The organism is Pseudoalteromonas sp. P1-7a (assembly GCF_001401855.1).
Lineage (GTDB): Bacteria > Pseudomonadota > Gammaproteobacteria > Enterobacterales > Alteromonadaceae > Pseudoalteromonas.
On the sequence record NZ_LKDU01000007.1, the window covers coordinates 112,240 to 131,855 of the forward strand.

The 19,616-nt window shown below is 42.0% G+C and carries 14 protein-coding genes; 4 read left to right on the forward strand and 10 right to left on the reverse strand.

Annotated elements, in window-relative coordinates:
* Nucleotides 1–175: 175 nt before the first annotated feature.
* Complete coding sequence (gene polA, locus AN389_RS07190; RefSeq protein ID WP_055019512.1) at nucleotides 176–2,905, reverse strand: DNA polymerase I; 2,730 nt, start codon at nucleotides 2,903–2,905, stop codon at nucleotides 176–178.
* 524 nt (nucleotides 2,906–3,429) lie between these two features.
* On the opposite strand from polA, the gene elbB reads away from it, so the two are divergent.
* From elbB to AN389_RS07205, 3 genes are all read left to right on the forward strand, one after another.
* A complete protein-coding gene (gene elbB / locus AN389_RS07195) occupies nucleotides 3,430–4,077 on the forward strand; it encodes an isoprenoid biosynthesis glyoxalase ElbB (protein WP_055017791.1) in 648 nt (215 codons plus the stop codon).
* A gap of 203 nt (nucleotides 4,078–4,280) precedes the next feature.
* Nucleotides 4,281–4,676, forward strand: a complete 396-nt coding sequence (locus AN389_RS07200; RefSeq protein ID WP_055019513.1) for a cytochrome c5 family protein — start codon at nucleotides 4,281–4,283, stop codon at nucleotides 4,674–4,676.
* Nucleotides 4,677–4,857: 181 nt separating this feature from the next.
* Entirely contained in the window at nucleotides 4,858–7,431 is a 2,574-nt protein-coding gene (locus AN389_RS07205; RefSeq protein WP_055014557.1) for a diguanylate cyclase domain-containing protein, read from the forward strand.
* Here AN389_RS07205 and rep read toward each other — a convergent pair.
* Nucleotides 7,424–9,442, reverse strand: a complete 2,019-nt coding sequence (gene rep, locus AN389_RS07210; protein WP_055014556.1) for a DNA helicase Rep — start codon at nucleotides 9,440–9,442, stop codon at nucleotides 7,424–7,426. The two genes, AN389_RS07205 and rep, sit on opposite strands and share 8 nt — an antisense overlap.
* 161 nt (nucleotides 9,443–9,603) lie before the next feature.
* Here rep and ubiK point away from each other — a divergent pair, with 161 nt between their 5' ends.
* The gene (ubiK, locus tag AN389_RS07215) at nucleotides 9,604–9,867 is read left to right on the forward strand and encodes a ubiquinone biosynthesis accessory factor UbiK (protein WP_004589302.1); all 264 of its coding nucleotides are present in this window, start codon (nucleotides 9,604–9,606) and stop codon (nucleotides 9,865–9,867) included.
* Between the two features lie 79 nt (nucleotides 9,868–9,946).
* Here the strand turns inward: ubiK and AN389_RS07220 are convergent, their stop codons facing one another.
* The 8 genes from AN389_RS07220 to ilvG all read right to left on the reverse strand — a co-directional run bounded on the left by AN389_RS07220 (nucleotide 9,947) and on the right by ilvG (nucleotide 19,101).
* The gene (locus AN389_RS07220; protein ID WP_055014554.1) at nucleotides 9,947–10,594 is read right to left on the reverse strand and encodes an NAD(P)H-binding protein; all 648 of its coding nucleotides are present in this window, start codon (nucleotides 10,592–10,594) and stop codon (nucleotides 9,947–9,949) included.
* 8 nt (nucleotides 10,595–10,602) lie between these two features.
* Nucleotides 10,603–11,262 carry a carbonate dehydratase gene (gene can, locus AN389_RS07225; protein ID WP_055014553.1) on the reverse strand — a complete coding sequence of 220 codons (660 nt, stop codon included), beginning with the start codon at nucleotides 11,260–11,262 and terminating at the stop codon, nucleotides 10,603–10,605.
* Between the two features lie 64 nt (nucleotides 11,263–11,326).
* Nucleotides 11,327–12,502, reverse strand: coding sequence for a methyltransferase (locus tag AN389_RS07230; RefSeq protein WP_055017793.1), 1,176 nt, complete (start codon nucleotides 12,500–12,502; stop codon nucleotides 11,327–11,329).
* Nucleotides 12,503–12,564: 62 nt separating this feature from the next.
* The gene (locus tag AN389_RS07235) at nucleotides 12,565–13,551 is read right to left on the reverse strand and encodes an ABC transporter substrate-binding protein (protein ID WP_055014645.1); all 987 of its coding nucleotides are present in this window, start codon (nucleotides 13,549–13,551) and stop codon (nucleotides 12,565–12,567) included.
* Nucleotides 13,552–13,694: 143 nt separating this feature from the next.
* Nucleotides 13,695–15,248 carry a threonine ammonia-lyase, biosynthetic gene (ilvA, locus tag AN389_RS07240; RefSeq protein WP_055014551.1) on the reverse strand — a complete coding sequence of 518 codons (1,554 nt, stop codon included), beginning with the start codon at nucleotides 15,246–15,248 and terminating at the stop codon, nucleotides 13,695–13,697.
* Between the two features lie 2 nt (nucleotides 15,249–15,250).
* Nucleotides 15,251–17,107 carry a dihydroxy-acid dehydratase gene (ilvD, locus tag AN389_RS07245; RefSeq protein ID WP_055014550.1) on the reverse strand — a complete coding sequence of 619 codons (1,857 nt, stop codon included), beginning with the start codon at nucleotides 17,105–17,107 and terminating at the stop codon, nucleotides 15,251–15,253.
* 105 nt (nucleotides 17,108–17,212) lie between these two features.
* Entirely contained in the window at nucleotides 17,213–17,455 is a 243-nt protein-coding gene (gene ilvM, locus AN389_RS07250; RefSeq protein WP_055014549.1) for an acetolactate synthase 2 small subunit, read from the reverse strand.
* On the reverse strand, nucleotides 17,452–19,101 hold the full coding sequence (ilvG, locus tag AN389_RS07255) for an acetolactate synthase 2 catalytic subunit (RefSeq protein WP_055017794.1): 1,650 nt from the start codon (nucleotides 19,099–19,101) through the stop codon (nucleotides 17,452–17,454). The genes ilvM and ilvG overlap by 4 nt, the downstream gene beginning before the upstream one ends.
* Nucleotides 19,102–19,616 lie beyond the last annotated feature (515 nt).

Below are 19,616 nucleotides of genomic sequence, written 5' to 3' on the forward strand. Positions count from 1 at the left end.
CGAATTGACGAACATATAACTATTTAATACAAATAGTTGCTTAAATTAACCTACTTTTAACTAAACTTTGTTTACACACAGAAATACGTATATCGATTCGCCTAATTGGGTGAGTTATTTAGAGGCAATAAAAAAGCGCCTTGCGGCGCTTTTAAACTATAAGCATGTTTTGAGGTTAATGGGCTTGTTCCCAGTTTTCACCTTCGTCGGCTTCAACAATTAAAGGCACATCTAAACTCGCAGCTTGCGACATTAGTTCACAAATTTGCTTGGTGTAAGCTTGTGCGCAGTCGGTTTTAATTTCAAATACCAACTCATCGTGTACCTGCATGAGTAATTTAATCGTGTTAGGGGCTTGCTCACTAACCCATTGATGTACACTCAACATTGCTTTTTTAATAATGTCGGCGGCTGTGCCTTGCATTGGTGCATTGATTGCTGCACGTTCGGCGCCTTTACGACGAGCTCCATTACGTGCATTAATTTCTGGTAAGTGTAAACGACGACCAAAAATAGTTTCTACATACCCGTTCTCAGCCGCTTTCTCACGCGTTGTTTCCATGTAATCAAGTACCCCAGGAAAACGCTCAAAGTATTTATCTATGTAGTGCTGTGCTTCGTGACGTGGCACATCAAGCTGACGCGCTAAACCAAAGGCGGACATGCCGTAAATTAAACCAAAGTTTACTGCTTTCGCTTTACGACGCATATCGGTGGTTACCTTACCAAGCTCAACACCAAATACCTCAGCAGCGGTTGCACTGTGTACATCTAACCCATTAGCAAAGGCATTTAGTAGCCCTTTGTCTTGCGATAAATGCGCCATAATACGCAGCTCAATTTGGCTGTAATCGGCAGCCACAATTTTATAACCTGGTGCCGCTACAAACGCCTCACGTATTCGGCGCCCTTCTTCAGAGCGAATAGGAATATTTTGTAAGTTAGGATCGGTAGAACTCAAACGCCCTGTGGCCGTAACAGCTTGATGATAAGAAGTATGCACGCGTTGTGTTTTCTCATTTACCATCAATGGTAATTTATCGGTATACGTTGATTTAAGCTTAGATAAACCACGATGCTCAATAATCACTTTAGGTAATGGGTAATCATGGGCAAGTTCTTGTAGCACTTCTTCAGCCGTTGAAGGTGCACCTTTAGGTGTTTTTTTAATGACTGGCAGCTCAAGTTTTTCAAATAAAAGTACTTGCAGCTGCTTTGGCGAGCTTAGGTTGAATGGTTCGCCAGCTATTTCAAACGCTTCTTTTTCAAGCTCAAGTAAACGCTCGCCTAAACGCTGACTGTGTGCGGCAAGCATATTGCTATCTATAGCTACACCAGTGCGTTCAATATCAGAAATAACATCAACTAGGGGCATTTCTATGGTTTCAAACACTGACTTTAACTTCTCATCAGCTTCTAATTTTGGCCACAGTACTTGGTGTAAACGCAGTGTAATATCGGCATCTTCTGCTGCGTAAGGCGCAGCTTTTTCAAGCTCAATTTGATTAAAGGTAAGCTGCTTTTTCCCTTTGCCGGCAATATCTTCAAAGCTAATGTTTTTATGGCCTAAGTATTTAAGCGCTAATGAATCCATGTCATGGCGAGTGCCCACACTATTAAATACGTACGACTCAAGCATAGTATCAAACTTAATGCCATTGAGTTCATAGCCGGCATTAGCTAGTACACTCTTGTCGTATTTTAGGTTTTGCCCTACTTTAGCTTTGTTAGCATCGGCCAGAATTGGCCCAAGCTTTTGCATTACATATTCAAAGCTTAATTGCTCTGGTGCACCCGGGTAGTCATGTGCAATGGGTAAGTAAGCGGCTTCGCCTGCTTTTACAGCAAAGCTCATACCTACTAACTGCGCTTGCATATAATCAAGGCTAGTTGTTTCGGTATCAAAGGCAAATAACTCAGCGCTATTTAGCTGCTCTATAAGCGCATCAAACTGTGACTCGCTTAAAATAGTTTCATAATGAGCGTCTTCTACTTTTGGTAGTTCATTTTCCTCAGTAGGGAGCGCTTTTTCTGCATCTTTTGGATTATCAAGTAGCTCAGCTAACCAGCGGCGGAACTCACACTCACCATACAGTGCAATAAGCTCATCTTTATTTGGCTCTTGTACTTTAAAGGTATCTAGGTCTGACTCTACCTCAACATCACATTTAATGGTGGCAAGCTCATAACTTAGTGGTAAATGATCTAGGGCGTTTGCGAGTTTTTCACCAATCTTGCCTTTAATGTCGCCGGCATTATCAATAACACCTTGAAGTGACCCATATTTTTGTAGCCATTTAACAGCTGTTTTAGGCCCACAACCTTCAACACCTGGGATGTTATCAACTTTATCACCCATTAATGCTAAATAATCGATGATTAGCTCAGGTCCTACACCAAATTTTTCAACAACGGTTTGAGGATCTGAAATGCTATCGGTCATGGTGTTTATTAGCGTCACATGCTCGTTAACTAGTTGAGCCATGTCTTTATCGCCGGTAGAAACCAATACATGGCGCTTTTGCTCAGTCGCTATTCGTGAAAACGTACCAATCACATCGTCGGCTTCAACACCTTCTATACTGATCAGTGGAAAGCCCATTGCTTTAATAATACTGTGCAGTGGCGCTATTTGCGTTCGTAAATCGTCAGGCATAGGCGGACGGTTAGCTTTATACTCGCTATACATGTCGTTTCTGAACGTTTTGCCTTTGGCATCAAACACAACCACCATGTGACTCGGATCATATTGTTTGATCAAACTCTTAAGCATGTTAACCACGCCATAAATAGCGCCTGTTGCTTCACCTTTTGAGTTGGTTAAATGCGGTGGCGAGTGATAAGCACGGAATAAATATGAAGAGCCATCAACTAAAATTAGCGGGTTTTCGGGGATCTGAGCCATGGTGAATTTGGATCCTAAATACAAAAGAGTAATATTATTACAAGCATGCCATAAGGTTGTGAATAAAACGACAGTGAATTACGCTTAGTAGCTATAATTATTGCAGAGCAACCTGTGGATAACTTTGTAGATAACAGCCACGAACTATTCCTCCAATACATAATTAAATGCTTAGAAAAATAAATAACTGCTTGTTTTGTTTAAAAAAGATAATACGAGGTTCTTTTTTTATTATTTTAAAACCAATGTGGAAAAAGGTTTTCTAACTGATACATCTGCTGTTAGTCACTTTAGTTATTTGCATCCATTTAAATAACCGGAGGAGTATTCTAGCATAATGGATCAAAGATCATAGCGATCCTTTATAATTTTTTTTATAAGCGCACTGGCAAAAATGGCATAAACCGCAATACAACTTGCACTGCGAATACTTTTTAAGCTAAAAAATTATTTTAGTGAGTGTTTTGCCCCGTGTTAAACTTCACCCAAACGACTTATTTAAAATACTTAAGGAGCACAAAAGCATGAAAAAGATAGCTGTAATATTAGCCGGCTGTGGTGTGTACGATGGCAGTGAAATAAACGAAGCAGTATTAACATTACTACACATAGCTAAAAATGGTGCTGCATATCAATGTTTTGCTCCTGATATAGAACAACTTCACACGATTAATCACCTCACCGGTGAAGAAATGCCAAGCAACCGTAATGTACTCACTGAGGCAGCACGCATTGCCCGTGGTGATATAAAATCTTTAAGCGAATTAAAAGTATCTGAATTTGATGCGTTAATAGTCCCTGGGGGATTTGGCGCCGCTAAAAACTTATGTGACTTTGCCGTTAAAGGCGCTGATGCGCAGATAAACGAAATAGTTTTAGCAGCGTGTAAACAATTTGCCAGTGCACAAAAAGCGGCTGGCTACATGTGTATTGCGCCGGCTTTAATTCCGTTTATATATCCCAAGGCTACTTTAACCATAGGTAATGATGAACAGACCGTAAACGCTTTAACCCAGCTAGGCTCTACTCACGCAGCCTGTGCAGTTGATGATATTGTGATTGATGAAGACAATAAACTCGTTACCACCCCTGCTTATATGCTGGCGCAGTCTATTTTAGATGCCGATGCGGGGATCGAAAAATTGGTTAAAAACGTATTAGCATTAGCTTAAATAGTGATTTACTAAGCCACCGATTATAAAAGTTTATTAACTGAAACATGCAATTTTATTGCGTTAACGCAAAAATTAGACAGTTTTATTGATAAAAACACCAGTGGGCGTTTTATAAATTGTTACACAGAGGTATAATCGGTTTAATTTCCGTCATCTATAATCGTGATTGATCACGTTCAAATCGAAGTGAGCAAGGCAAAATGAAAAAACTATCAGCTGCAGCATTATTAGTGCTAGCAACCACCGCATACGCACAGCCATATGATAACTCTATGACTGAAGATGCGATTAAAAAGCGTTTAGATCCAGTTGGCGCTGTTTATCTTGAAGGCGAAAAAGCTGCTGCTGCGGCAGCGCCTAGTGGCCCTCGTTCTGGTGAGCAAGTTTACCAAGGCGCCTGTTTTGCCTGTCATGGTACTGGCGCATTAGGTGCACCTAAATCAGCTGATGACTGGGCACCGCGTATCGCTAAAGGTAAAGATGTGTTGCTTGATCATGCTATCAATGGCTTTAATGCGATGCCGCCAAAAGGAACATGTATGGATTGTTCTGATGATGAGATTAGCGCAGCTATTGATTTCATGACATCTAAATAATTTAATTAACCCTCTGATAATTAGGGTGATTATTTAAAAAAGGTCTATTCTTATAATAGGCCTTTTTTTGTTGCTAAAATAATGTTTTAGTGGCAGTTTTAGGGCATTAGTTACTTGACGATCACAACTAAAAGTGAAATTATACGTTTAATAAACATACAATAATAAAATAATATGATTCATGTCATCGGAAGATAAGGCCGCTAACCTTAGTAAATTAGCGCATCAGAATAAACGTCTCAGAACGCTATTAGAAAAGTATAAGCAATCTCACCACTTACAAAATGCCTTGATTCAATTATCAGAGCAAGCGAGCTCTGTTGCCGAATTAACCTTACTTTACCCCGCAATCCATGACATTTTACAAGCATACCTACCTAGTAAAAGCTTTTATGTGGTACTTGCTAATCAATATACTCATGCTCTTGAGCTTTCTTATTTTTGCGATGAAAAAGATGGTATATCAGTTGCCCTTAATCAGGATAATAGTTTTGAAGAAGGCGCTACAGGCTATGTTTATAGACTTGGCAAAACCACGTGCTTTACCAAGCAAGAAATGCAAAGCGCTGCTCAAAATGGCTTATTTAAAGCGCTTGGCTCACCTGCAGAACATTGGGTAGGCGTGCCTATCTACCAAGAGCAAAATATTATTGGTGTGCTTGCTGCGCAAAGTTACGACAAACAGCAAGACTACAGCAGCCAGCAGGTGCACTTACTCGAAGTAATGTCTTTATATTTAGCGACAGCAATAGAGCGGGTTAAAAAAAGAGAGTTACTCGAATCAGAAGTGAAAATTCGTACCCGCGCACTGACACAAAGTAATGAGGCATTAAACCTAGAAATTGAACAACGAAAACGCGCACTACAACGCCAACAAATTCTGTTTAAAATATCGGAGTTGGCAACGCAAGCGCAAAACTTAGATGATGCCTATGTGAAAATTCATCAAATAATAAAAACCATTACATACGCAGAAAACTTATACATTGCACTTTATAACAAAGAAACAGGCTGGATCAGCTTCCCATATTGTGTAGATGAATTTAAAGACAACACCGAGCCTAGAAAGTTTGCAAAAGGTTATAGTGAGCTAGTTATTAGTAGCGAGCAAACCCAACTTATTCACCCAAGTAGAGCTAAAGAGCTGTTAGAAAGTGGTGACGTACAGCGAAATAACCCAATACCAGAAGAACAAATGGCCACCAGCTGGCTAGGCGCACCACTTAAAACATCGCAAGGTGTTATCGGCCTAATTGCATGTCAAGCGTATAATAATAAACATATTTTTAGTAAAGATGACTGCGAACTTATTACATTTGTTTCGCATCAAATTGCGACAGTTCTGCAAACAAAGTTAGCCACGCAAGCACTTAAATCTAGCCACCAAGAGTTAGAGTATCGCGTTAATGAAAAAACAAAAGCGTTGCAGCAGGCCAACTTACATTTACAAATGCAAATTGATGAGCGTAAAAAAGTAGAACAACAGCTTTATCATGATGCACATCATGACTCATTAACAGGCCTCCCTAATCGCAGCCTGTTTTTAACCCAGCTAGAAAAAACATTGCAGCATTACCACCGCTTTCCTGAGCACCACTTTGCTGTTTTATTTATTGATTTAGATAAATTTAAAGATATAAACGATCAACTAGGGCACCATGCTGGCGATCAATTTTTAATAAGTGTGGCTGATTTATTTTCCCATTGTATTCGTGAGCACGACTTGCTCGCCCGCCTTGGTGGTGATGAATTTGTCATTTTGCTTACCCACTTAACAGAGCTTCAACAAGCAGAAGATGTGGCTGATCGCATTATTAATATAATGAAAAAGCCATTTTGCAGTAAAGGTACCTGCGTTCAAAGTGGTGCAAGTATTGGTATAACGTACTCAAATTCGAGTTATCAGCATACCGATGAAATTATTCGCGATGCCGATGCCGCTATGTATTACGCTAAAAATGCCGGCCGCGACCGCTATGAGTTGTTCCATCCATTATTAACGCAGACACTAACAAGTGCAGAATCTCCAGCACAGCACCATCTTGATTCACTTCCGATGAGCTTTAGAAGTGCTGATATTATAAACCTTGATGAGCAACAGCAATCAGAGTCATTGTTTGAAGCATTTGGTGAGCACCCTGTATTAGGTTATACCAGTTTTGAAGTGCTGAAAAAGTTTGCAACCGATAAAGAGCAACACCTACAGGTTGAATTAGAGCTATTGCAACACGCTTACGCCCATGCCCTAGCGGCCAATGTGGCCATGGTATTGATGCCGTGCTCAGGGTTGCTTTTAGAAGCGCTTGAATTTAATTTATTTACCGAGGTATTAAGTAAGCTGCAAGGACAGAGTCAACTGTGTTTACTCTTTGACGACCAAGAAATACGTTATGCCTGTGCAACTCAGCTAGAAAACCTTAAAAAGCTCTCGCAGCTTGGTTACAGTATTGGCTTAAATAACTTTGCAAAAGACCGTTGTGAGTTAAATGCGCTGACCGACATTAACTTCGATTACATACTCCTTAGCTCCACCTTTAGTAAACGCGTATTACAACAAGAAAGCTTTAACTTGCAATTACAAGGCGTACTGGCAATTACTCAGCTTAAAGGCATAAAAGTCATTGCCAAAGGCCCTTCTATACTCAACTTTAGGGCCTTGCTTGATAAGTACGGGCTGAGTTTATTTGTCGCAAAGCAGCAAGGCTTATCGCAGTCAATAGAGGCTACTGAGAACACCGCACAATCTATTAACTAGGTTTTTTAAGCATCGCCCTTAAGTTAGCGACCCGTGCTTGGCCTTTTTCCATGCGCTCAGCTTGCGAACTAGGGGCTTTTTTGTTTTCAAACGCTAAGTCATCTTGTGGTAACTCTTGCACAAAGCGACTTAGCTCTGTTTGCGAGGTTTCACCAAACTGGCGTCGTATTTTTGCATACGTTAAGGTCAGCTCTTGCTGGGCCCGTGTGATCCCTACGTACGCTAAACGGCGCTCTTCATCTACGTTTTCTTCGTCAATACTTACTTGGTGCGGCAGTAACCCCTCTTCCATACCAACCATAAATACGTACGGATACTCTAAGCCTTTGGATGCATGCAGAGTAAGTAACTGTACCGCATCGGATTCATCTTCTTCCTCATTACGCTCTAACATATCGCGAAGTGTTAGTTTGCTGACCACTTCTGGTAAGGTCATTGGTTCGTTATCGGCATCGCCGGTGAGCATATCGGTGATCCAACGATACAACTCAGAGACGTTTTTCATACGCATTTCAGCTGCTTTGGCACTTGGCGATGACTCATATAAATACGCTTCGTAATTAATATTACGCACTAAGTCTTTTACCGCTTCGAGTGTATCGCTACGCACTGCATTATCTGAAAGCTCAACAACCCATCGTGCAAACCCCGAAAGCGCATTTAAACCACGGCCTTTAAGTCGGTAGCCTAAGTCGTTATCAAAACAAGTGGCAAATAAGCTTTGGTGTTTTTCGTTTGCAAGCGTGCCTAGCTTTTCAAGTGTAACGGTGCCTATTTCACGGCGCGGTGTATTAACTATGCGTAAAAATGCGTTATCGTCGTCTTGGTTAACCAATAAGCGTAAATAAGCCATAATATCTTTGATTTCTGAGCGCGAAAAAAACGACATACCACCGCTGATTTTATAAGGGATGCGGTTGCTCATTAATGACTTTTCAAAGCCACGAGCTTGGTGATTACCGCGATACAAAATAGCGTAATCTTTATAGCTGGTACGTTTCATAAATTTATGGGAAATTATTTCAGCTACAACACGCTCGCACTCGTGCTCTTCATCCCGGCAGCCAATCACTTTAATTGGCTCACCGTAACCAAGCTCACTAAATAGCTTCTTTTCGATATCGTGCGGGTTATTGGCAATTAAAATATTTGCAGCTTTTAAAATACGCTGCGCACTGCGGTAATTTTGCTCAAGCTTTATAAGCCTAAGTCCGGGGTAATCTTTACCTAGCAGCACTAAGTTTTGGGGACGGGCTCCGCGCCATGAGTAAATAGATTGGTCGTCATCCCCTACCACTGTAAAACGCGCTCGCTCGCCTACTAATAACTTAACAAGCTGGTACTGGCTGGTATTGGTATCTTGGTATTCGTCCACCAGCAAATACCTAAATCGTTGCTGCCAACGCTCTCGTGAGGTGGCATTATTACTAAGTAACAAAGTGGGGATCATGATTAAATCGTCAAAATCCAGTGCGTTATATGCTCGCAGCTGATTTTGATAACGGGCGTAAAGCTGCGCAAATAACGCTTTTTGCGCATCACGTGCTTCGCGTATGGCTTGCTCAGGCAAAATTAATTCATTTTTCCAGCTGCCTATTTGCATCTTAAGTAGGTTTAGTAGGTCTTTATCTTTTTTAAGCTCATCTTCGGTTAGCTCACCTAACAGCTGGTTAGTATCTTGGTCATCAAACAGTGAAAAACCTTCTTTAAAGCCTAGTGTTTTGAGCTCTTTTTTAATTATTTCAAGCCCTAGGGTATGAAAAGTTGATACCCACAACCCTTTCGCCTCTTGCTTATTAAGCGTTTGTAATACACGCTCGCGCATCTCTTTGGCCGCTTTATTCGTAAACGTTACCGCAGCAATATTACGTGCTTTGTACTCGCACTTTTGCACCAAATAAGCAATTTTGTTAGTGATTACGCGCGTTTTACCTGAGCCTGCACCCGCGAGTACTAAACACGGACCACTAATATATTTTACTGCTTCATCTTGTTTTGGATTGAGTTTCATAACGACCATGGAGTTTTAAAAGGCAGCTAATTTTACCGTAACCACAGATACAGGCATAGCCATTAGATTAATTAATTCCATTATGGTGATCATGTATTAAATGCCTTAGGTATAAGGTAATATTAGTCATTATCATTTTAGGGCAAAAGCAAGGGACGATTATGATCAATCCAGCAAAACTTGAAGAAATTGCTAAGCAAATCACCAATAACATGCCGCAAGGTGTAAAAAACCTAGCAGATACACTCGAAGGTAAAACCAAACAAGTTTTACAAAATAAGCTGGCTGAAATGGACTTTGTTAGCCGCGAAGAATTTGATGTGCAAAGCCAAGTACTTATTCGTACTCGTGAAAAACTCACGGAGCTTGAAGCAAAAGTTGTTTTACTAGAGCAACAATTAAATGCTAAAAATAACGCCGAGTAGCACGTATTTACGTATGTATACTCAGCCAAAAAAAAGCAGCCAAGGCTGCTTTTTTGCTTTTAACTTAAACATTTATCCACTATGCATTAAACAATGCATCTAATACATAGTATTGCAGGGGTTGTTGCTGCGCCAAACTCACAGCACACATTTTTTGCGCCACTTGCTTGCCCGTAATAGGTTTATAACGTTTTAAAAAAGGAAGTTGTGTAATAACAGGTAACACAAATGCGCCTATTTGCTCAGCTAAACGAGTATCGCTTCGCTCACCCATTAATAAAGACGGCTGAAATATACTTACTTTTGCAAAGCCCAGCGTTTTTATATGCTGCTCAAGCTCGCCTTTCATTTTTAAGTAAGGGCTGATGCTGTGTGCATTAGCGCCACTTGATGACACCAAGCAATAATGGCTCACTGCATTGTTTGCTGCCATTTGCGCCGCAATAAACTGATAATCAAAATCAACTTTACGCTGCGCCGCGATTGAACCAGCCTGCTTTTTAGTTGTGCCTAAACACGAAAAAAGCACATCCCCTTTAAATAACGCGCAGTAGTTAGTTAAACAATCAAAATCAATAACATGATTAGTGAGCTTAGTATGTTTAATGTCTAGCTTACGGCGTGTAATAGCAACCACTTTACAAAACGCAGGGCTTTGCAGTAAAAGCGTTAATAGCTCACTCCCCACAACCCCTGTTGCCCCTATGATTATCGCCGTTTTAGTCATTACTTAAATTACTCGCAACCGGCTTTAGCGAGTACATGTGCAACGGCTTTTTTATACACCTCGGCTTCTTCATCGGCGCAGGTTACAACCGATGATAAGTCGTGTAAGTGGCCGTTCTCTAATCCATATACCCAACCATGAATCGTGAGCTCTTGCCCTTTATCCCATGCATCTTGCACTATGTTTGTTCTACACACGTTGCGTACTTGTTCAATAACGTTTAACTCAATTAAGCGACTTAAACGCTGTTGCTCACCCATTGCATTAAGCTGCGCTAAGTGTTTTTCTTTTACATCGCCAACATGGCGTAACCAATTATCAATAAAACCAAATTTGGCGTTATTTAATACCGCTTGTACACCGCCACAGCCGTAGTGTCCCACCACCATAATATGCTTTACTTTAAGCACCTCTACCGCGTACTGCATTACCGATAAACAGTTATGGTCAGTATGCACCACTACATTAGCCACATTGCGGTGTACAAATAGTTCACCTGGTAATAAATCAACAATTTGGTTTGCAGGAACACGCGAGTCGGAGCAGCCAATCCACAAATACTCTGGGTTTTGTTGCATTGATAATATTTTAAAAAACTCAGGGTTGGCTTCGGTTGTACGTGCAGCCCAACGTTTGTTGTTTTCGAATAAATTTTTTAGCTTTCTCATTGCATCTCTTATTTAGATTGGGATAGGAATTACACCCCAAAAAAGACAAATAATGAGCGCCTTTTTAGTTGGTGTTTGCAAGAATTAAAATATTGCGAGGAGTTAACTGTTTCTCGCAAAAGGTGCTAACTGAAACGTGATAACCTTGCTGTTGCAAATATAAAGCACGATCGAGCACAAGCCAAACTTCTATTGCTCTTCTAAACACATGTCGAACCAGTTCGATTCGCTCTGTTACTTTTTTACGCGCCTTACCTATTAGTAAAAACTTATCGTAATCAGTATCTTGAGGAATAATTAGAGACTTTTTATCACCCGCCCAAGCACAAAACTGTGCAAATGTGCCAGAAAATACCGCCTTATTAACCGATGGCACGCTTACGTAAAACTGCTCATTAGTAATTGACTTTCGAAGTGCGTCAAACCCTAAGCGCCATTCCACCTCAGTTTTTCGTATTTTAGCCACACGTGAAGGGGCTGTAACTGTCTCTTGCAGCGCCAACTTTAAATCGCGGTGTGTTAAATTCAGCTTACTGGTAAAGGCAAGCTCACTCATTGGATGGTACTTATTATCAGTAAATAAGTGATAACAGCACGGCGAAAAACTAATACGTTTTACCCTAGCGGCACTGGCGTGTTGCATAAATGTTTGGTGCAGTGCGCCACATGCATGCAGTGCCACCGCATGTGTGTCGGTATTAAAAAAGTGGCTTATATCATCTTCAAGTACATTTGCTTGGCTAAATTGCATCGCTAAACCTTGCTTACGTGCACTGTGCTCTCCTTGCTCACATAGGTGTGCTTGTAGCTCAACACTTCGCACACTTTGCGCCCCGTTATAAGCAAGCATACGCCCTAAGTGGCCTTTGCCCGCGCACCACTCTAAAACAGGTTGCGTTGTAAAAGGCAATGCTGAAACAAAGTCTTGTAGTTGCTCAAACTTACGCCCTTTAATACCGTTACTTATCCAAAACGGGTATTCACTGCGTTGCTGCTGGTTTTTTGGTAAATTACACAGCTCAGGTAGCTGCTCTACCCCGGCAATAAATGGGCTAAAAAATTGATAAAGCTGTTGCTGATCGTTATCAAGCCTTGCAACATCTTCATCTGATAAGTTATGTAACGCCGCTTGAAGCTCAGGCCACGGTAATTCATCAAAATCAAATGCCGTACATTGCCAATATTCGCGGGTATTCATTAGCACTGCATCGAGTGCTGCAAACTGCTCAGCTAGGTTCATAACAACTTAAAATAGTAAAAAGACGTTTAATTATACCAGTTGCGCAGAGCTGCATTAAGCGGTTATTTTTTTGCGAGGATTAACCGCAAATAAAGGGGGATCGAAATAATACTTACAATGAAAGCGGCTATTAGCATCCACGACAGTTGTAATTGCTCCGGCTCTTGGTATTTATACACAAACCTCGCTTTGTGCTCGTCAAATTGGGTTTGCTTAATACCATAATAATCTGCAATTAAGCGCCATTTGGCCATCGACATATTCCCTAATTGAGTCGTCGGCGGCAATATGTAGTCTTTCAATACTTCGGCCTCGTAGGCTAGCTGATGAAAACTTTTATTTGGCGCATACACTTGCTGAGTAATAGCTATGGCTTCATCCATATTCATTAAGGCATAACGCCAACCTTTTAAACTCGCTTGATAAAACTTTTCGACCGTTTGAGGGTGCTTTTTAAGCATTGATTCGCTGGTAAATAACACATCACCGTATACATCCATACCATAACGCTGTGGGCATATAAGGCGATGCGATACCCCTTGCTGAGTCATTAAATAGGGCTGAGTTGTAATATACACTTGCATTGCATCAAGTTTGTTTTCTTGCCACGCTTGCAGTGCAGGCTCATCGCCTTCAAAAACGTCTAAAGTAGTTGTGTCAATGCCGCTGCGTTTTAGCATGACTAACAACTCGGTACTGTCTTTTTTACTTACTTCGGTAATACGTTTAGCGGTAAAATCGCGAGGGTGAAAAATATCAGAGCTGTCTTTTACCATCCAACAGTACGGGGAAAACTGCAAAATAGCCGCCATTGCAACAAGCGGTTGGCCGTTTACTCTTTGTTGTAAAATCCCCGAATGCGCCACCCCAAACTGAGCTTCTCCGGTTGCTACAGGAGTAAAAGTATCAGGCATTTTAGGATTGGCTTCGCGTATGGTCACATTAAGTCCGGCGTCTCTGTAGTAGCCTTTTTGCTGAGCCATGTAATAGCCAGCAAACTGAAATTGGTGGGTCCATTTAAGTTGTAAAGTGACTGATTCTTGAGCCATTAGCTGGCTGCAAAAAAGCAAGCTTGCAAGTATTAATCCTTTAATAAGCAACTGAGTGTTCCAAATAGTAGTCATTAGGTGTAACTATATTTAAAACACACAATAAAGCAAGCATGCAAAGGCGCATACTTGCTTATGAAGCCTTAAGCTGAGGCTACGTTATCAACGTTTGAGCTGTTTGGCTGAGAGGTTAAAAACTGCGTAAAACACGGGTTATGTGTTTCGTCTTGCACACTGTAACCTAAGCGGTTTAAGTGCTCGTTAAACATCTCAAATTGGCTAGGCTCAATCGCAAAGCCCGCCAGTACATTTCCGATAGACCCCCCATGATTACGGTAATGGAACAAAGTAATATTCCAATTGCTACCTAGGGTATCTAAAAAGCGTGCTAGAGCGCCTGGGTATTCTGGAAATTCAAACCGTAATAACCTTTCGTGCAACTGCTCAGGTGCTTTGCCCCCTACCATATAACGTACATGTAATTTTGCGAGCTCATTATCTGATAAATCGCAAAATGGGTAGTCGTTGTTAGTTAGGTCTTGTTTTAGCTCGCTGAGTTCTTGCTCACCTTGGCGCAGGGCTATACCCACAAATATTTGCGCTTCACCAGGGCCTGCATAACGGTAGTTAAACTCAGTAATAGCACGGCCCCCTAAAGAGGTGCAAAACTGCTTAAAGCTGCCTTTTTCTTCTTTAATGGTTACCGCAAGTAACGCTTCGTTTTTTTCACCAAGCGCGGTGCGCTCTGCAACATAACGTAAGCGGTCAAAGTTTAAGTTAGCTCCCGAAAGCACCGCTGCTAAATGCAGCCCTTTTAGACCAGATTGTTGGCTCCATTTTTTAAGCCCTGCGGTGGCAAGCGCACCTGAGGGCTCCGAAATTGCGCGAGTAGAGACAAAAATATCTTGCATGGCGGCACAAATTTCATCGCCACTGACAGTTACAACTTCATCGCAAAATTTTTGCGCTAGGCGAAATGTTTCACTGCCAATAATTTTAACCGCTACGCCATCGGCAAAACTGCCAACACGGTCAAGCTCTACTGGCTCGCCCGCTTTAAGCGCAGCTTGTAAACACGCGCTTTCGTCGGCTTCTACGCCAATCACTTTTATATCGGGACGTAATGATTTGATATAAACCGCCATGCCAGCAAGTAAACCACCACCGCCAACAGGGATAAATACCGCATCAAGCTCATTGAGTTGCTGCATAAGCTCGCGAGCCACTGTGCCTTGCCCCACAATTACGTCAGGGTCATCAAAAGGCGGTACAAATACACCATTACGTTGCTCTGTTAATTCAAGAGCGTGTGCTTTTGCTGCATCAAAATGATGGCCATGTAAAACCACTTCACCGCCCAGTGCACGTACCGCACTAACTTTTATTTCAGGCGTAGTAACAGGCATAACAATAGTGGCTTTATGGCCAAGATGTGAAGCACTAAGCGCCACACCTTGCGCATGGTTACCCGCAGATGCCGTAATAACCACGGACCCTTTAGGTAACTTGTTTAATTTATTATAAGCACCGCGTAACTTAAACGAATACACAGGCTGTTGATCTTCACGCTTTAACCAAACATGGTTGCCTAATTTATCACTGAGGTCGCGCATTTCGCTCACCTCAGTTACTTTAGCGAGCGGTTCCATATTGGCTTGAATAATAGCGCGAAAATAATCGAGCTCTTGAGAAACCATAATTAGCTAAGCTCCTCCAGTTTGGCTAAATCACGTACTGCGCCTTTATCTGCACTGGTTGCAAGTAATGCATACGCTTTTAATGCCGATGATACATAGCGGTCACGATCAAGCGGCTTATACGCTTGTTTGCCACGTGCTAATTGCTTTTGTTTTCGCGCTTCCAGCTCTTCATCACTTAATGCAAGGGTAATCTCACGTGAAGCAATATCAATGATAATTTTGTCGCCATTTTCAACATATGCAATAGCGCCGCCACTTGCCGCCTCTGGCGATACGTGCCCGATTGATAAACCAGAGGTGCCGCCCGAGAAACGGCCATCGGTGATCAAGGCACATTTTTCAGCAAGGCCTTTTGATTTTAAGTAGCTAGTTGGGTAAAGCATTTCTTGCATGCCAGGGCCCCCTTTAGGACCTTCGTAACGAATAACCACGACATCACCGGCTTTAACTTCATCGTTTAAAATGCCTTCTACTGATTCATCTTGTGACTCATAAACCACAGCGGTGCCTTCAAAATGAAGCATTTCGTCAACAACACCTGCACTTTTAACAATACAACCATCAACTGCTAAATTTCCTGAAAGTACAGCTAAGCCGCCATCTTGCCTAAAGGCGTGTTCAACACTGCGAATACAGCCATTCTCACGATCATTATCACCTTCATCCCAACGACACTCTTGGCTCATCGCTTTGGTCGTGCGAATACCAGCAGGACCTGCACGATAAAACTTTTGTGCAGCTTCGTTGTTTGGATCCGTAGCATCCCATTTTTTAACAAGCTCACCCATTGTCATACCTGCAACATGGTTTACTGATAAATCAACTAAACCAGCTTTGCCAAGCTCACGTACTATTGCCATCATGCCACCAGCGCGGTGCACATCTTCAATATGGTATTGCGCTGTAGCAGGCGCCACTTTACATAAAAACGGCGTTTTGCGAGATAGCTCGTCAATGTGCGACATATCAAAATCTACACCGGCTTCTTGTGCCGCTGCTAATAAGTGCAATACGGTATTAGATGAACCACCCATGGCAATATCAACCACCATAGAGTTCATAAAGGCTGTTTTGTTTGCAATTGCGCGTGGTAGTACGTCGTGATTGTCTTTTTGATAGTACTCGCGGCATAAATCAACAATACGGGCGCCCGCTTCTACATAAAGCTGCTTACGATCTTTGTGGGTTGCAAGCGTTGTACCGTTACCCGGTAGCGCAAGACCAATAGCTTCTAATAAACAGTTCATTGAGTTGGCAGTAAACATACCTGAACATGAGCCGCAGGTAGGACACGCAGAGCGCTCTACTTGCTCTGAATCGGCATCACTGACTGTTTCATCAGCGCCTTTAACCATGGCATCAACTAAGTCGAGTTTAATATCGATGTTAGCAAGCTTTGTTTTACCTGCTTCCATTGGGCCGCCCGATACAAAAATAACCGGTATATTTAAGCGTAGCGCTGCAAGCATCATCCCTGGGGTGATTTTGTCACAGTTAGAAATACAGATCATTGCATCGGCGCAGTGGCCGTTAACCATGTACTCAACCGAGTCGGCAATTAAATCGCGTGAAGGCAGAGAGTAAAGCATGCCACCATGGCCCATTGCGATACCATCATCAATGGCGATGGTGTTAAATTCTTTTGGTACACCGCCCGCTTGGGTGATGGTTTCAGCCATTAGCTCACTAAGCTGATTAAGGTGTACGTGCCCGGGCACAAATTGCGTAAACGAGTTAACTACAGCAATAATAGGTTTACCAAAGTCGGTGTCGGTCATGCCTGTTGCGCGCCATAATGCACGTGCGCCTGCGCGTTTACGTCCTTCAGTTGTTGTTGCACTTCTTAATTTAGCCATAGTTACCTCTGTTTTGCCGCTGTGTAAGCGGGCATTCCTCATTCTAAAAATTGTTGAGTTACTGAAGGTTATACTCAGTAACGCGTAAATGTGTTTCGTTGGCAGTTACACTGCTTGTTGCTGTAAATTTTCTAAGCTGATTTCTTTCACGTCTACCAACTTGTTTAGCTGGTTGGTTAATAGATGAATCGGCTTATCGCTATCGACCGTCATTGCTATCGTATAATGAGCTTCATCTGTATTAAGCTGAAAATGCGTAAGGTCAAAACCACGGTGACGCACAACACGTAAAAAGCGCTCCACCGCAATACTTTGATTTTTAAGTGCAATCGTTAAGCTGTGTTTCATTGTGCTTTCTCCGTAATCATTTCGTCATTTGCAGCCCCAGGTGGTACAAGCGGCCATACGTTTTCTTTATCGTCTATACAGGCATGTAAAATATACGGGCCCTTGCTATTAACTAATGCTGTTATTGCATCGTCAACTTCGTTGGCTTTGGTGATCGTTTGCCCAGGAATACCAAATACTGCGGCTAATTGAACAAAATCAGGGTTATCTGACAGGTTTGTTTCCGAGTAACGACCTTCAAAAAACAGCTCCTGCCATTGACGAACCATACCTAAGCGTTGGTTATCTAATATGAGTATTTTTACCGGTAAATTATTACGGCGAATAGTGGCAAGCTCTTGAATATTCATCATGATTGAGCCATCCCCCGACACCGTTATTACAAAATCATCTGGGCGTGCTACTTGCGCGCCAATAGCCGCTGGTAAGCCAAAGCCCATAGTACCTGCGCCACCACTACTTAAATGATTGCTTGGGTGGTTAAATTTCATGTGTTGCGCTACCCACATTTGGTGCTGGCCCACGTCGCAGCACACTACGCCAGTTTTTGGCATATGCTGACTTAATTGGTTCAATAAATACGGGGCAAATACTTTTTCGCCTGGGTAGTCGTAACGCCATGCATGCTTTTCGCTCATGAGTTTATTTGTATCGCACCATGCTTTAGGTGTTACAACACACTCAAGTGCGGGTAATGAGGTTTTTAAATCAGCAATTAAAGACGCTTTAGCGGGTTTGCGTTTACCTACTTCGGCCGCATCAATGTCTAAGTGGATTACTTTTGCTTTGGCAGCAAATTTAGCTAAGTTACCGGTTACGCGGTCATCAAAGCGCGCGCCTATACATACAAGCACATCACACTCTTGTACTGCTATATTAGCTGCTTGTGTGCCGTGCATGCCCAGCATTCCTAAGTAATGTTCGTAATCAGGTAATACACTGCCTAACGCTTTTAATGTTGATACCGCTGGCATTTGTGTTTTATTTAAAAACTGCATTAACTCATTTTGCGCATCAGCGGCTTGCACGCCACCACCTACATACGCGACAGGCTGCTTTGCCTCACTTAATAGCTGATTTGCAATGGCCACTTGGTTTAGATCTAGCTGGGGTAAATATTCATCAGCGGCTAACCACGGTTTAAAAGGCACTTGCGCCATTTGAATATCTTTTGGAATATCTACAAGCACTGGGCCTGGTCGACCACTTTGCGCTAAGTGCATCGCTTCTTGCAGTACTTCGGCTAAGTCTTCTGGGCGCTCTACCATATAGCTGTGTTTTGTACACGATAGTGACATACCTAGTACATCGACTTCTTGAAATGCATCTGAGCCAATAGCGGCAGTGGGAACTTGGCCGGTAATTGCTAACAATGGTACTGAGTCCATCATCGCATCGGCAAGTGCGGTTATTAAGTTAGTAGCACCTGGGCCTGAGGTAGCAAAACAAACACCTAATTTGCCTGTGCTGCGGGCATAACCCACTGCGGCAAAGCCAGCACCTTGCTCGTGACGAGTAAGGTAATGCTTTACAGGCGCGCCATACAGCGCATCATAAATGGGCATAATAGCTCCGCCAGGGTAGCCAAATACCTCATTTACGCCGTGCTTGGCTAATAAATCGATTGTTAGTTCTGCGCCTGTCATTAATTAATCCTCATTCCTCAGTGACAACCCAATTACCTGCTTACTTAAAACTTATAGCTAAAATCTTTAAAACTTTGTGCTTAAAACTAAAAAGCCCTCCGAACGGTTAGGTGCGGAGGGCTTTTTAATGCTTAAGTTTATAGCACTACGAAGCCCTCGCGGGAATAATCACCACGATAATAATCAGGACTAGGTTAAGTGCATTTGTAAGCATGTAATTAATACCAAAATGTGTTCATTTGTTACGAAGTAATACTCTTCGCTCTGTATTTGTATTTGTACCGCGCTGAGGCGAGTAAGTCAACACCAAACTTAATTCAACAAAAGTTCGAAAATTGACTTTAAAAGGGTTTTTAATTCATAACAAAAGGATTAACTGAAAAATTTATACCTTAATTTGCATCAAGTAAATTCACTAACCACATAATAGCCATATAGGGCTTGATTAATTTTTGATACATTGCAGTACAAATAGCAGCACAGCACGGTAAATAACTTAAAACTTCACTAATCAG